This window comes from Aetokthonos hydrillicola CCALA 1050 (assembly GCF_017591665.1).
GTDB classification, from domain to species: domain Bacteria; phylum Cyanobacteriota; class Cyanobacteriia; order Cyanobacteriales; family Nostocaceae; genus Aetokthonos; species Aetokthonos hydrillicola.
This window is the reverse complement of the sequence record NZ_JAAKGC010000122.1, coordinates 1-14,146: the sequence shown is the minus strand read 5'-3', so window position 1 is coordinate 14,146 and position 14,146 is coordinate 1. Positions and strand designations below refer to the sequence as shown.

General features: G+C 39.0%; 13 protein-coding genes and 2 CRISPR repeat arrays. Of the genes, 9 read left to right on the top strand and 4 right to left on the bottom strand.

The genetic code is table 11. The features are described from left to right. Positions 1 to 250 precede the first annotated feature (250 nt). The gene (locus G4P69_RS32230) at positions 251 to 628 is read left to right on the top strand and encodes a hypothetical protein (protein ID WP_208344464.1); all 378 of its coding nucleotides are present in this window, start codon (positions 251 to 253) and stop codon (positions 626 to 628) included. 432 nt (positions 629 to 1,060) lie between these two features. Next, positions 1,061 to 1,684: a CRISPR direct-repeat array (repeat unit 37 nt). A 181-nt stretch (positions 1,685 to 1,865) separates the two neighbouring features. Here the strand turns inward: G4P69_RS32230 and G4P69_RS32225 are convergent. The 3 genes from G4P69_RS32225 to G4P69_RS32215 all read right to left on the bottom strand — a co-directional run bounded on the left by G4P69_RS32225 (position 1,866) and on the right by G4P69_RS32215 (position 5,276). Then, positions 1,866 to 2,075, bottom strand: a complete 210-nt coding sequence (locus G4P69_RS32225; RefSeq protein WP_390693611.1) for a FitA-like ribbon-helix-helix domain-containing protein — start codon at positions 2,073 to 2,075, stop codon at positions 1,866 to 1,868. Between the two features lie 536 nt (positions 2,076 to 2,611). After that, a CRISPR array of direct repeats spans positions 2,612 to 3,302; the repeat unit is 37 nt; unit sequence CTTGAAACCTAACGATTCCCGGCAACGGGATTGAAAC. Between the two features lie 19 nt (positions 3,303 to 3,321). Beyond that, positions 3,322 to 3,894, bottom strand: coding sequence for an HD domain-containing protein (locus G4P69_RS32220; RefSeq protein ID WP_208344465.1), 573 nt, complete (start codon positions 3,892 to 3,894; stop codon positions 3,322 to 3,324). 8 nt (positions 3,895 to 3,902) lie between these two features. Continuing rightward, positions 3,903 to 5,276, bottom strand: coding sequence for a TIGR03985 family CRISPR-associated protein (locus G4P69_RS32215; protein WP_208344466.1), 1,374 nt, complete (start codon positions 5,274 to 5,276; stop codon positions 3,903 to 3,905). Positions 5,277 to 5,655: 379 nt separating this feature from the next. Here G4P69_RS32215 and G4P69_RS32210 point away from each other — a divergent pair, with 379 nt between their 5' ends. Genes G4P69_RS32210 through cas6 form a run of 8 tightly spaced genes read left to right on the top strand, consistent with a single transcriptional unit; the run spans position 5,656 to position 13,860 of the window. Continuing rightward, a complete protein-coding gene (locus G4P69_RS32210; RefSeq protein ID WP_208344467.1) occupies positions 5,656 to 5,961 on the top strand; it encodes a CRISPR-associated protein Csx3 in 306 nt (101 codons plus the stop codon). A gap of 46 nt (positions 5,962 to 6,007) precedes the next feature. Then, entirely contained in the window at positions 6,008 to 6,922 is a 915-nt protein-coding gene (locus tag G4P69_RS32205) for a CRISPR-associated protein Csx3 (protein WP_208344468.1), read from the top strand. A 3-nt stretch (positions 6,923 to 6,925) separates the two neighbouring features. After that, a complete protein-coding gene (cas10, locus tag G4P69_RS32200; protein WP_208344469.1) occupies positions 6,926 to 9,280 on the top strand; it encodes a type III-A CRISPR-associated protein Cas10/Csm1 in 2,355 nt (784 codons plus the stop codon). Positions 9,281 to 9,287: 7 nt separating this feature from the next. Continuing rightward, positions 9,288 to 9,770 (top strand): type III-A CRISPR-associated protein Csm2, encoded by a 483-nt coding sequence (gene csm2 / locus G4P69_RS32195; RefSeq protein ID WP_208344470.1) that lies wholly within the window; start codon positions 9,288 to 9,290, stop codon positions 9,768 to 9,770. 2 nt (positions 9,771 to 9,772) lie between these two features. After that, a complete protein-coding gene (gene csm3 / locus G4P69_RS32190) occupies positions 9,773 to 10,747 on the top strand; it encodes a type III-A CRISPR-associated RAMP protein Csm3 (RefSeq protein WP_208344471.1) in 975 nt (324 codons plus the stop codon). Continuing rightward, the gene (gene csm4 / locus G4P69_RS32185) at positions 10,744 to 11,799 is read left to right on the top strand and encodes a type III-A CRISPR-associated RAMP protein Csm4 (protein ID WP_208344472.1); all 1,056 of its coding nucleotides are present in this window, start codon (positions 10,744 to 10,746) and stop codon (positions 11,797 to 11,799) included. The genes csm3 and csm4 overlap by 4 nt, the downstream gene beginning before the upstream one ends. A gap of 7 nt (positions 11,800 to 11,806) precedes the next feature. Continuing rightward, positions 11,807 to 13,090: a type III-A CRISPR-associated RAMP protein Csm5 gene (csm5, locus tag G4P69_RS32180; RefSeq protein ID WP_208344473.1), complete on the top strand. Its 1,284-nt coding sequence runs from the start codon at positions 11,807 to 11,809 to the stop codon at positions 13,088 to 13,090. Positions 13,091 to 13,095: 5 nt separating this feature from the next. After that, complete coding sequence (cas6, locus tag G4P69_RS32175) at positions 13,096 to 13,860, top strand: CRISPR system precrRNA processing endoribonuclease RAMP protein Cas6 (RefSeq protein ID WP_208344474.1); 765 nt, start codon at positions 13,096 to 13,098, stop codon at positions 13,858 to 13,860. A gap of 98 nt (positions 13,861 to 13,958) precedes the next feature. Here cas6 and G4P69_RS32170 read toward each other — a convergent pair. Then, the coding region (locus G4P69_RS32170) for a hypothetical protein (protein ID WP_208353840.1) at positions 13,959 to 14,146 on the bottom strand (188 nt) is incomplete at its 5' end.

Sequence of the window (14,146 nt, the reverse complement as noted above, 5' to 3'; positions counted from 1 at the left end):
CAGTCAGTGTAACTTCTGACTGCTTTCCTCTCTAACAATCAATCCGCGCCTCAGTACTAATGTCTATTTTTTATCTTTTCTTCTATCCGTGCTTTGCTTCTGTCTGAGCTTTTAGTCCAAACTCCAGACCGATTATAATCCTGACGATAAGCAACAAAAAGAAGAATTAAAAGCTTTTGAAAAGAAGAATAAACGTCCTAATCATGCGGTTGAAAGTGCTTTGTTAGGGCGGGAGATTCTTAAGAAATCTTTGATTCCTCTACTTCAAGAGCATTTTACTGAGGATGTTGAACAAATTAAATACTTCTGTGATGTGGTAATTATGGCTGCTGGTCGTCATCATTCGGCTTGGGCTATTGGGTTTCAAAGTAATGATGTGGCTAGGTTAAGGGAAATTATATTATGCGCAGAATATCAACAAGTACTTGGAGATAGCTGGCGATCTATGGCACGATTTTTACCAAATACTTTACCACTTCCGGAAGCAAATTTGAGCCGTAGTGTTTACAAACTTCAAGAGTTGGATTTGAATAAGTTTAGTGCTGATGAGATGGAGTTTTTACAACTTTATTCGTTGGTGGTTCGGGCTTTACGATTGTGTGACCAAAGGGCTGTACAATTAATATAGATGTGGATTGAAAGTAGATTCCCAAGGGAAGCTGCCTGAATAAAGTAAGCGCAGTTATTCGCGGACAGGTTTATGCGATCAGTTCCGAAAGGAACATCGCTGAGTCCGACGACTGTTCTTTGATTGCTCCAAGCTTAAGACTTAACTTTCCTATTGGTGTTGCTCGTGACTTTCTCCCAAAGTCTGGACATTGTTTAAGAATCCTTGTATCATCAAAGTATTAACTTGATGTTTGGCAAACCGAAGCGGGGTCTAAAACCAGGGGGGGTTTGCCAAAATCGCCAGAACCTTGACAACAGAATAGTTACACCGTTTGAGCGTTGGAGATAAATGATAATTACTCTCAATAAGAGAGGCTGAAATGAACCTATTTTTGAGGTTTGCCAAAACTGGTAATGGAGTCCTTACTCTGTAAGGGTTTCAGAGGGCGGACTTGAAACCTAACGAATCCCGGTAACGGGATTGAAACTGATATGAGTAATTATACTAAATATTATACAAAACTCTTGAAACCTAACGAATCCCGGTAACGGGATTGAAACTCATAGCTACATGCAGTGCATGAGATATACCATCCTTCCTTGAAACCTAACGAATCCCGGTAACGGGATTGAAACTATGTAGTAAACAATCCCGCCAATCAACTTACTGCCCTTGAAACCTAACGAATCCCGGTAACGGGATTGAAACCTCTATTGTTCTTTGCTTATCCTGTATTGAACTAGGCTTGAAACCTAACGAATCCCGGTAACGGGATTGAAACCTCTTCCTAGGTTAGGTAATGCACGCAAGTATTCAGCTTGAAACCTAACGAATCCCGGTAACGGGATTGAAACAATCCATTCCAACAACTTCCACCATGGGCTATACCTGCTTGAAACCTAACGAATCCCGGTAACGGGATTGAAACAAGCCGTTAGACGTTCGCTTTCTGCGGGGATGGGTGTCTTGAAACCTAACGAATCCCGGTAACGGGATTGAAACAGGTTAGGAGATTGGGTACATGCTATTTGTGTTCACTTGAAATCTAACGAATCCTGGAAACGGGATTGAAACAACTCATCAAATCCCTATTCCAGCAATACAACGCGATCGCTAAACATTGCCAAATGACATTGCCTAACTCAATAAGCATTAAGTCAGGCACCACAATTTGATCCACTGTTTCTAAAGCAGCGATCGCGCATGTCCTCTGCGTGTAATAGTGTATAGGCAAAGACCATCGTATCAACTACCATCAGGGTCTTCCTTCAGATTTCCAAGCTTGCACCTGACTTTCTGCTTCTATTGGCAACCCCAAAGCCCGTTGACGAATACGAGCAAGCACTTCATCTCGTTGTCCATAACGTTTAAGTAACAAATCGCGGACTTCTTGCTCCATCGAAATGCCTTTTTGTGCTGCCATGCGTTTAATTCGCTCGACTAACTCATCAGATATATTACGAATAGTAATTGTTGCGATAGTGCCTCAATGACTAGTGCTAATTTACTAGTGAATCTTTACCTTATGCTAGCACTTTGCTAGCGTTCGAGTCGCGCACCCATCAGTAAATTGCGTATAAGGAAGGCTAGGTGAAAGCCCCTAAGAATGTGGCACGTTACAGTAACACATCCGCTTTACACAAATACACATTAAGATCAAGAAGTTAATTAAACCAGACGAAAATGCGGTGAGAATTTACGTACTCTATGCTGGTGCTGTGAAACAAACTATTACTTATGGTTCGGAAAAACCTCGACAAGAAGAAGTTATTATTCTATAATGGTTGTATTAGCTTGATGTTTGGCAAACCGAAGCGGGGGCTAAAACCAGGGGGGGTTTGCCAAAATCGCCAGAACCTTGACAAGTGAATAGTTACAGCGTTTGAGAGTTGGAGACAAATGATAATTACTCTCAATAAGAGAGCCTGAAATGAACATATTTTTGAGGTCTGCCAAAACTGGTTATGAAATCCTTGCTCTGTAAGGGTTTCAAAGAGCGGTCCTTGAAACCTAACGATTCCCGGCAACGGGATTGAAACTCGACGCTACAGTCACAGATAAAAGCCAAATCTTCTCTTGAAACCTAACGATTCCCGGCAACGGGATTGAAACCATCGTATATATTGGTTTATTTATTAGGGGGTTCTTCTTGAAACCTAACGATTCCCGGCAACGGGATTGAAACAGCTAGCTACAGCCTGTAGTAAGCTTGTAAACTCAACTTGAAACCTAACGATTCCCGGCAACGGGATTGAAACCTAGAAGTTCCACTGCTAAACCCACATGGATACGCGCCTTGAAACCTAACGATTCCCGGCAACGGGATTGAAACCAAATTATCTTGACTACACTTCCAACTAATAGGACTTGAAACCTAACGATTCCCGGCAACGGGATTGAAACCTGTGGGATGGTTTATGTTCAAACTCGTCTTCTGGCTTGAAACCTAACGATTCCCGGCAACGGGATTGAAACTTTCTTTTTCATGAGATACTTAGATAAAGCTTCAACTTGAAACCTAACGATTCCCGGCAACGGGATTGAAACGTCCTAAAGCCCCTAGGGGCTAGTCCTGAGGTCACTCTTGAAACCTAACGATTCCCGGCAACGGGATTGAAACATCGCATACAATCCCGAAAATCCATTACTTTTAAACTTGAAACCTAACGATTCCCGGCAACGGGATTGAAACATTAAAAGAGAATTAACATTTAGGTTTCTTGACAGAGTTGTTGAACCACTCGTAAGAACTCCTGGGTGAGAAAATCTGAACCAGTTGCACTATAGACTTGCTGCAACTGTTGGTAAAACCATAAAGTCCCCTCCTTACCAGCTTTAAACTCTTGCCAAATGCTACTACCATTTTGTCGGAAGTCTGCTAATAATGATCTTGCATTGTGCAGTTTATCCGCCAAAGACACCCTCCTGATTGAGGGTGAAGCATGACTTATATTTTCTAAATATCTTTTCTTACGTTCTAACCAAGGTGGTTTTGGGTTGGTGTCGTATTCAGTACACCCATCGACGATCGCAACAACCGTCTCACCGAAAAGCTGCCGAATTTCCTCACGAGTGGATTTTCCACCTTGATCTTCAACTCCATCGTGCAATAAACCTGCGATCGCCTCTTCTTCTGTTCCTCCAGCTTCCAGTACAAGTGCTGCGACACTCAGTAAATGGGATATATAAGGAACACCGCTAATCTTGCGTGTTTGATGAGCATGAAGACGAGTTGCGTAAACTAATGCTTCTTCAAATTTTGCTGTTAATTGTGATTTGCGCATCGTAAAAATTAGTCTTGATGATAAAGTTGAAATTCTTTAGCTACATCAGCAGCAATACTTTGTCTGATTTCGTAAGGAAACAGAACCTCACATTGAGGACGCCATGCACGTAGACGCATAATGACGTTATTATCTCTGTGTTTCTCATCTTGATAACGGATAAATGCTTGATAATAAGCATCCTCTGGCGAACGATTAGCCAGAATTTTTAACAAAGTTTGCTTTTGTTTTGGTTGTTTGACTTTTTGTTTGAATAAGTTTTGTGCTTGCTGATAAGAAATTTGTTCAAAGGTTTCATGGCGTTGAGTATCCTTAACATAGCGATCGCTATAATCTTGGTCAAATCGAACCAGCATCAATTGTGAAGGCAAGTAGAAATCAAACCCCCAAGCTTTGGACATCTCTAAAGCAACGTAATCTGGGCTAGGTAAAGAGTGGCTTTGATAGTGCTGATGTAAACTTGACGGAAGCTGCGGATCATCCCACCTTAAACGATCCATTTTTTGAATACGGTCAAGACGGAAATTATACCATTGCGTCTGTCGATCAGGGCTTTCACCAAAAGCACATAAATAAACTGCTCTCTGTACATAGTAAATACAGACTGGGTAAACAATGCAATGAACTTTTTTTCCAACTTTGGCACTTGCGTAAGTTAGTTGAATTGGTGGAACGGGAGTTTCTGCCCAAAATTGTCTCAACTGGTATTGCCACTCACTCACTGAGTCAATAGTTATACGAGGAATGACATAATCAACCTTCAAAAAAAAGCGCTGTACTCCATTGATTTCACGAGAATGATTTTGTGCAATCTCCGCTAAATCTTCAGGTAAAAAGTTCTCATACCCATTCATATCGCTGGAGGAAACTTCATCTCTAGAAATGACCGGAAGTGGAGGAAATTCACTGACAAGATAATATTTTTCGTTTTTATAAATCAGCCAACCTAAATCAGCTAAAGCTTCTAAATCGCCTTGTAAAGAACGACGAGTTATACCAAACAATCTTTGCTTTAATACTTCATTCAACTTAGATTCGTTAATACCGATGTGAGCTATTAGCGATTCTTGCCACTTGTGAGCAACAATTCCTGTTTTTTGATTAAATAACCACTCCTGTGTGGTTTTGGCACACGGACAATTAGAATCATGTAAGTTTGGAACTTCTTCGCCTTTGGTATGGCTGGGGCTAAAAAATACATCCCGCCATTCTGCATAGGTAAACGAATCACCCAAAACTAAACGTTCTTGCTCAGTACCGTAGAGCGATCGCAACCACACCCACAAGCGAATTGCCCGTAAGAGTTTTTGGTTGAGCGAACCCCGTGCTAACCATTGCAGTAATTCAACTTGGGGAACATCTTGAAATAGTAGTTCAGACACTAAACGACTCTCAATATATAACAACAAGAATTCACGAGTCAGGATTCAGAATGAGTCAAGAACCAATCCCAGATGAGTAGTAAAATCCAAGCGCGAGATTCCCTGCTGAATTCTGAATTCTGAACGCCAGATGCTCCAAGGAGGGCATTGCCGCCCACCGCACTGGCTCCTCCTTCTTCAAGATACAGTCTTTTGGAAGATAGCCTTTCCAACCACGTGTATGATGTACCTAAATGATTTCCGAGAAAGAAAATACCTAGGGAGTGCGAGTTTCGGCTTCGCTCAACTCACGATCTCTCAGTTGGTTGAGCGAAGTCGAAACCAACTAGGGCGGTATATTTATACTTGTAAATCACCCTAACAAATTGAGATAAAACTAATGACTACCTACAAAATTGAAGTTAAAGACAGTGTACTACGAGTTAATTTTGGCGAACCTGCCCAAAATGACCAGATTGTACGTGATGCCGCAGCCAAGTTAGAGGAAATGGTAGCATCAGGTGAACTAGCAGGAGGGTCATTACTCAAAATTAATGGACCTATTTCTATCCCTGTAGCATTTGTTCTAGCACACAAACTGGCTCATATATATGGGGCGGTTGGTTTTTACGATCCTAAGTTAGGTAAATATGTGATTTGCATCACACACAATCCTAGTTATAAACTGGGAGACTTGATTGATTGATATTTGACAGGTAAATCAGAGGAGTGGCTATATATAAGAATATAATATGACGACGTATCACATTAATCTAGAAGGCGATGTTTTGAAAGTCAGGTTTGGCAAACCTGCCAATGGTGATCAAATAGTACAGGATGCGGCAGCTCGTTTAGATGAGATGTTGACATTAGGTGAGCTTTCTGGCGGAAAACTACTCAAGATTGATGGCCCAGCATCTATTGCTGTTAGTTATTTGATAGCACACAAGATATCTCATTTGTATAGCGCGATCGCCGTGTTTGATCCTAAAATCGGCACGCCAGGATATAAGGCTTACATTGTTGCTGCTACCCACACCCCAGCGTATAGACTCGGTGAAGTTATTGAAACAGATGAACCGTATAAGACTAAACCAGTTATCAAAGTTGTGCTGTGTGGTCCGCCACACTCTGGTAAATCCTGTCTGCGTGAAGGTTTAAAACAAGCAATCAGCAATATTGAAAGCGCACCTTATCCTTACGTAATTACAGCTTGTCCTGATGGTGAAGGTTCTTGGTTTTCTGAAGCTGCGCAGCGAGATCCAAACTTAGCAAGACAGCTAAAAGAAGCTTATAAAGCGAAATATACTCTAGAATTTGCAACCAAAGCTGCAAGTTGGGTGCGGAGTGCAAACACACCCCTAAACATTATTGATGTGGGTGGAAAAATTTCAGAAGAAAACCGTCGTATTATGCGTGAAGCGACTCATGCAGTGATTTTGTCTGGAGAAAAACAGAAAATTACCGAATGGGAAGATTTTTGTAAATCGATTGGTTTGCGGATAGTCGCGATTATTGACAGCGACCTTAATGCTAAAGAAGATGTGATTGAGTCTGAGTTACCTGTATTGACTGGTAAAGTTCATCATCTTGTCCGAGGAGAAGATGTTTCTGGGCGAGAAATGGTACAAGCTTTGGCGAGATTTTTGGTGGGTTTGGGTAAATAAACAATGAATCAATTACTTGTTAGTGAACAAGCTGCTTTACAAGTTATCCAAGAAGCTGTTAGGGTTCTAGCGGTGTGGACTGACTCAAAACTAAAAGATAAATTACCGAGGTTAATAGCCCCAGGTGATAATGAAGATGTAGTTAAAACATCTGTTGAAGAAGCTCAGAAATTACTCTGTTGGAATAGTAAAAACCAACCTCGAGCATTACGTCTGCTGTTTGACTCAATAAATTTATCAAAAAATAAACCAAATAAGGAAAAAAATTCTCATCAAAAATATTATTGTCAGCCATGTTCTATTGCCGACAGAGATCCTCAAATCCCTTACCCAGTAGCAGAAAAACCTCATTCGGATGATTTTAACAAGCTCAAACGCGAAATTAAGGAAGTTTTAGATAAACTAGATGACGACAAAGAATTAGATAATTTATCTTTGCTGACTTTAATTCTGGAAAAATATGGCTCTTTCATGAGCTTTGGTGATGGGGATGTTGCATTAATAGATATAGCCAGAACTACTGCTGCTGTTGCTGCTGTATTTGCTAGCAATCCTCACGGTGATAGACTTGCTTTAATTGCTGGTGATTTATCAGGTATTCAAAAATTTATCTATACTATATCTTCTGACGGTGCTTTAAAATCGTTACGAGCTAGAAGCTTTTTCTTAGAATTAGTTACTGAAGAAGTAGTACAGCAACTTTTAGGAGCTTTAAAATTACCCCGTACCAATGTCATTTATGCTGGAGGTGGTAATCTATATATATTAGCTCCTGCGATCGAATCAGTTGAAAGCAGTGTACAAAAAGTAAGGCAGCAGTTTAATAAATGGTTGGTGCATAAGTTTCAAGGCAAAGTTTTTTTAGCACTTGATTCTTTGGATTTTCCGACAAAAGATATTACTACTGCAAAGTTTGCCGAGCATTGGTCAGAACTGGCAAGTAAGAAGTTAGCTGTCCAAAAGTCTCGTAAGTTTGCTGAAAATATTAGCGAAGTTCTTCAAGAGCGTGAAAGTTATCAACCTTGTAAGGTTTGTCATCGAGATGATGTAAAGCAAGAAAAATTACAACCCCTTAACGATAGCGAATTGGATTCAGTGCTTGCTTGTGAGACTTGTTGTACAATGTATGACTTAGGAGGAAAGTTATTAAGAGTTAATTCTATAGTACGTTCCCATACTAAAAATTTGTATGATCAAAAAACGCCTAAGATAAGTTTTGAATTATCAGCTATTGGTGAAAGTCCAGCAATTAACGTTTACTACTATTTGTTTGAAGCTGAAAAGCCGATAATTAAAAATCCTGAAACTGTACTTTTAATAAATAATTGGACGATTGAACACTATAAGTTACGCTATTTCAGTAATCCTGTGCCTCTACTACTAGGAAATTATGGTAAAGAAGCAGAGAAGTCTGAAGAAGAAGCAGAAAAGTCTGAAGAATCAGGCTTTATGCGTGCTAATCAAATGGCAAAAAAAGCTAAAGGTATTAACAGAGTTGGATACCTGCGAATGGATGTAGATAACCTTGGGAGAATTTTTGCTGAGGGTTTAGGTGAAAATAAAACTTTGCCAAGAATAACTGGGCTTTCACGCCAAATGAGTTATTTTTTTAAAGTTTATCTTAATAGTCTGGCTGAATTTAGAGAAACAAATACACCTGAAATCCAGCAGTTATTTCCCCGTGAGAAACGCTTGAATTTATTATTTATTTATGCAGGAGGTGATGATTTATTTGTCAGTGGTGCGTGGAATGAAGTTGTAGAATTTGCTTTTGATGTTTATCAGTGCTTCCGAGCTTACACGGGATATAACCCAAATATGACGATATCAGGAGGAATTAGCATTGATGATGTTAAATTTCCGCTTTATCAGGCTGCAAAAACATCTGGTGAAGCTGAGGATAAAGCAAAAGCAAATGGGAGAGATAGCCTAGCTTTATTTGGTCAAGTATTTAAATGGGATGAATGGTTAGGAATAGGAGATATCAATATCATTGATGATCAAATTCAAAAATTTTTACAGTCAGAAAGCAAACCAAAGCTATTGGGTATATTACCTTTTGTAAAAAGGCTAGAACAGCAAAATATTGGAGTTAATTACTTGCGTAATTTTGTACGTAACCTCCTGCTCACTGCACAAATACAAGAGCATTCGTTGAAGAAGTTTGAAGCAAATAATAAATCAGATGAGGCTTTAGGAACTCGTTACTATTTACATTTACCAAAAATTGCTTATACTTTAGCAAGATTACCCAAAGATGTCTTAGACGATGTTGATTTTCGGACTTCTCTGAAAAGTCCTTATAATGCGCCTTATTTTCGCGCGATCGCCACTTGGATTGAACTATTAAATCGTTAATCAATATATGTCAGAAACCATTAAACAAAAACCAAATTACCCATCAGGAAACTTTAATAAGCCCTCAAACTCTCCAGTAAATATGAGTAAAACACAAAATATTGTTGAGGAAATTATTACAAAAATTAACAGTTTAACAGGGGGCTTGAAGCTATATCCTATACGGGACTTAGTTAAACATGCAGAAGAATTTGGTCCTTATCTTAAGCAACAAAGGTTAGAAACTAATCAAGTTCGTAAATTCCTAGACGCTGTGAATCGGTTAAAAGCTGACTTAGCTGAAACAGGTGAATTTGCCAAAATTGAAACAGAAGTAGTTCTCTTGAAACCAAAATTGGCATACGCTTCGGCTAGACAAAAAGCTGCTAAACCATTAAGTGAGGTGATGTCAGCAGCTATTGACAGGGTTCGCAGCAAAGAAGATTTTGAGCGTCTAGTTCAACTGATTGAATCAATTATTGCTTATCACAAAGCTGAAGGTGGAAAATAATCATGCCAGTATCACACATACAAAAACCTCTGCTCGGTAAACTTACAATCACTAGCAACCTATCAGTCGAAACTGGATTGCATATTGGTGGTGGTGGCGAAAATTTAGATATCGGTGGATTGGATAAACCTGTAATTCGTGATCCTCTAACAAAGTATCCTTACTTACCAGGATCATCTATTAAAGGAAAACTACGCTCTACTTTAGAAAGGTTGTTAAATAAGCCACTAAATCGTACTGGGGGAAGTGGTACTTGGCGTTATGAAAGTGATGATTTAGCAGATGGATTTACTGAAGTAGAAAATGGACAATTTGTTGCTTACGAAGGTGCTAGAACTTGCCAAATTAGTCGCCTATTTGGTTCTACTGGTGGTTCTGATTTTTGGGTACCAATAGAAACTGTAACAGAAGAAGGATTACTTGCAGACAAGAATTCTACACGCACAATTCAAGGTCGTAATTGTGTTAAAGTTAACCGAGGACGTAATGCACCAGCCCGGTTAATTATCCGTGATAGTCATTTAGTACCAGAATCAGCAGAGAAGTTAAAGCAAGTTGATACTGGTCTATACATGACTGAGTGGAAATTTGAAAATGGTATTGATCGAGTAACAGCAGCAGCAAACCCCAGACAGTTGGAACGTGTACCAGCTGGGTCAAAATTTCAGTTTGAATTAGTTTACACCGTAGAAAATACCCGTCAAGTTGTAGAAGACTTACAAAATATTGCTATAGCTCTCGCCATTCTTGAAGATGACGCACTCGGCGGACATGGTTCAAGAGGCTATGGCAAAGTTAGATTTCAACAGTTCAATTTTTCCTATCGCAGCTTAACACAATACCGCCAGATTACAAATACCTCCGGAACAACTGACATACAACCATTTCAAACCATAAATAACACTGAAGAACTTTTAAATAACTTCGGCAACTTACGGGATTACATACAAAGATTACTGCCAGGAAATGAATCATGAGCGCTTGGAAATTAATAAAACTTAACTTCGGGCGAAGTCCAGCGCACTTCGGTGAAGTAGGAATTGGGATGGAAGAAACAAGCGATCGCATCCGTTCCGATGCATTGTTTAGCGCCTGGGTGAGTGTTTATGCACGGTTGTTTGGTAAAAGTGCAGTCGAGGAATTATTACAGCAATTTCCGACGAATGAGCGATCGCAACTAATATCCCCCTTCCGTATCAGTTCGACTTTTATCTACAGAGAAGTAGGCGATCGCACAATTTACTATCTTCCTCGACCCCTTAAGTTTCCTACTAACTACCCCGATGACGATTTATCTTTTTTCAAAACTTACAAGAAACTTAACTACCTACCTTTAGAAGTATGGCAAAGATGGTATCAAGGACAAGGATTTACAAAAGACGACACTCAGGAATTAAATGATGAAACCAAAAGTAAATCTTCCGGAGAACTGAAAAAATTAGAAACCTTTGACTATAAAAAGGCATTTCAAATTGAGAAAGTTCCAAAAATCGCAGTAGATAGAGTTACAGCATCAACCAACCTTTACTATACTGGCTTTGTACAATTTGCGTGGGAGAAAGACCCAGCAGGGTTATACTTTCTATTACAACTATCTTCAAAATCTAAAGAATTAGAAGATAAGTTACATGCTGCATTAGAACTTTTAGGTGAAGAAGGTATTGGAGGAGAACGTTCCAGTGGTGCAGGAAGATTTTCAGTCTCTTGGTTAGAATTACCTGAAACTTGGCAACAGGTAGTTAATTTTCAACATGGACAATATCATACCATCTTAAGTTTATTTTGGGATTCTACCGTAACAGAAAACTTTCTAGAAAATGCCAGTTACGAAATACAAGAACGGGGTGGTTGGATAGCCGAAAGTCAGATCAGGCGAAAAATGGTGCGAATGTTTACCGAAGGTTCTGCTTTTTTTACAGCTACACCACCGCAAGGAAAGTTAGTAGATGTCACACCGCACGAATTCAAAAAACACTCTATTTATCGTAGTGGTATTAGCTTAAGTCTGCCAATTAAAGCAAAGGGATAATAAAAAGATGGTGTTTCCGTTTCCTTCGGCTCTCCAAAAACCGGACTTTTATCAATCTAAAAAAATACAGTTAACCAGCATAATTTTACACATTGGTTCGTCTGTATCTAGATTGAATCCCTTTGAATACGTGCAGACAGATAAAAAAGTCTATCTTCCTAATCAAGAAGCATTAGCTAAGGGTTTGTTATCACAAGGTGGAAGCTTTTTTAATGACTACATTCAAGCAATTGAAGAACGCCGAGACATTACTAGACTGTTAAAACAAGCCTTTGGTAATGAATGGTGGAACGCCAAAGATACAAATGGCAATCTAATTTTTCCCAAAGAAGCTATCAGCCATAAATTAACAGAAGATAGAATTACAGATTTACGTCCGATGATTCGCAACGGTATGGGTCAATTATTCATACCTGGTTCTTCAATCAAAGGTGCAATTAGAACAGCTATAGCCTATCATTTACTTAAACATGCTGACAAGTATCAAGTACCATTATCTAAGCGGGTGAGTGTAATTGAAGAAACCTTGAGTCAAAAAATAAGACAACTCAGTCAATATCAGCAAAAATCGTTAGATGATGAGCTATTTATGAATAGCTTGTTTTGTGAATTTCAACTTACGTATCAAAGCAAAAATTTTTCCGCTAGGGGAGCGAATGCTGATTTTCTAAGAGCAATTAAAGTTACAGACTCTCAACCATTAATAGAAGATAAAATTACTACTAAAAAAGGTCAACAAATACCAGTTAATCTTCCTGTAGTAGCCGAAGTTGTTATCTCTAGCAGATTTCCTGATTACTTAGCCAAGTACAAAGCATCTATCTATGCTGAAATGGTGCGTAACGTTCAAACAGAATTTACCCTGACATTAGATACAGAAATGCTCTCTTGGTTTAAACATCAGAAAGGAATGAAACTGCCCTTTAACAACCTTGATGAATTATTACAAATATGTCAAGAGTTTACACAAGAGCAATGGGGTTATGAACATTATTACTGGCAAGATATTCAAAATAATCCTAAAGTGCCAGGTAAAAATTTAAATTTTAATCACGTTCGAGAATTTTACGAATCAGAAAAATGTCCTTATAGTCTAAGGTTAGGTTGGGGTAGTGGGATGAATGGAACAACTATAGATTTGTTATTTGGAGATGAACTACGTGAAAAAATACGTGATAATTGCGGCTTAAAAGCACCTGGTTTTGAAGCACCAAAATCTAGACGCACCGTGATGAATCTTAATGGGGAAATCAAATTTGTACCAGGATGGGTTAAATTTAAGAGCTTATAAAACTAATGCTAATTCGTTCTACTTGGACACTCAGCGTATCCGAACCAACAGTTTTACCTTCTTCCTATAGTTTGGAATTGGTGAAGCAACTACACCAAAAATTAGGTTTAGAAATGGGAGATGACCTCCCTGCTATTTCTTACTCAGGAATTATTGGTTCATACTCTAGCTCAAAAGATTTTTTGACATTTCACCCAGAAGAATTTTATCAATTATCCCTATGCGGATTACAAGATGTTGCAACCAAAGCAATTGCTCATTTTAATTTTACTGAGTCTTTAGAATTATTTGGTGCTAAGTTTAACATTATCAACCGCGAAGACGAAATTACCGGCTATGAAGAGTTATATACAACCTTAGTGGGAAACGAGCCAGAAACTTCTAGATTTTTCGACTTGAAGTTTATCACACCTACAGCTTTTGCTCAAGGTGCAACTAACTTACCTTTACCTGTGCCAAGTTTAATGTTTCGCAGTTGGTTAGAACGCTGGAATTATTTTGCACCTGTATATTTAGGAAGCGATGACTTAATAGCTTATCTTAGCGATGCAATCGTTCTCAAAAAGCACAAAATTCAAACGCGGACTTGGCAATTACAGCGAGGTTTTGTGAATGGTTTTGTTGGTGATGTTACTCTACAGGTTCTCAACCGTGCTGATCCCTTGCTGGCGAATGTAGCTAATTTATTAGCTCAATATTCCCAATTTACTGGTACTGGGATGAAGACACGCTTAGGTATGGGACAGACAATAATAAATAACAGAAAATAAGTATGAGACAAATTATCACTTTTTTAGGCTTATATCCACGCGAAACTACATATAGTTTTGAAGATAAAACTTATAAGGGAGAAGTATTTGCGGAAGCATTACGCCAATTTTGTGACTATGATTCTATGTTGGTCTGTGTAACAGATGAGGCAAAAAAAACTAGAACCGCAAAACTTGCTAGAGAGAGTCACATATTCAAGTAAACTAGGAAAGATAGAGAATATGTGCCAGGACTTACGCAACTGGCACAGCATGATCGCTATTGCATGAGAAAATGGCGATCGCC

Bases quoted from the DNA above. Each gene is read 5' to 3' on its own strand.
- G4P69_RS32205 (WP_208344468.1), top strand. From the start codon at position 6,008: ATGACGACGTATCACATTAATCTAGAAGGCGATGTTTTGAAAGTCAGG.
- cas6 (WP_208344474.1), top strand. From the start codon at position 13,096: ATGCTAATTCGTTCTACTTGGACACTCAGCGTATCCGAACCAACAGTT.
- csm2 (WP_208344470.1), top strand. From the start codon at position 9,288: ATGTCAGAAACCATTAAACAAAAACCAAATTACCCATCAGGAAACTTT.
- csm5 (WP_208344473.1), top strand. From the start codon at position 11,807: ATGGTGTTTCCGTTTCCTTCGGCTCTCCAAAAACCGGACTTTTATCAA.
- G4P69_RS32220 (WP_208344465.1), bottom strand. From the start codon at position 3,894: ATGCGCAAATCACAATTAACAGCAAAATTTGAAGAAGCATTAGTTTAC.
- csm3 (WP_208344471.1), top strand. From the start codon at position 9,773: ATGCCAGTATCACACATACAAAAACCTCTGCTCGGTAAACTTACAATC.
- cas10 (WP_208344469.1), top strand. From the start codon at position 6,926: ATGAATCAATTACTTGTTAGTGAACAAGCTGCTTTACAAGTTATCCAA.
- G4P69_RS32210 (WP_208344467.1), top strand. From the start codon at position 5,656: ATGACTACCTACAAAATTGAAGTTAAAGACAGTGTACTACGAGTTAAT.
- csm4 (WP_208344472.1), top strand. From the start codon at position 10,744: ATGAGCGCTTGGAAATTAATAAAACTTAACTTCGGGCGAAGTCCAGCG.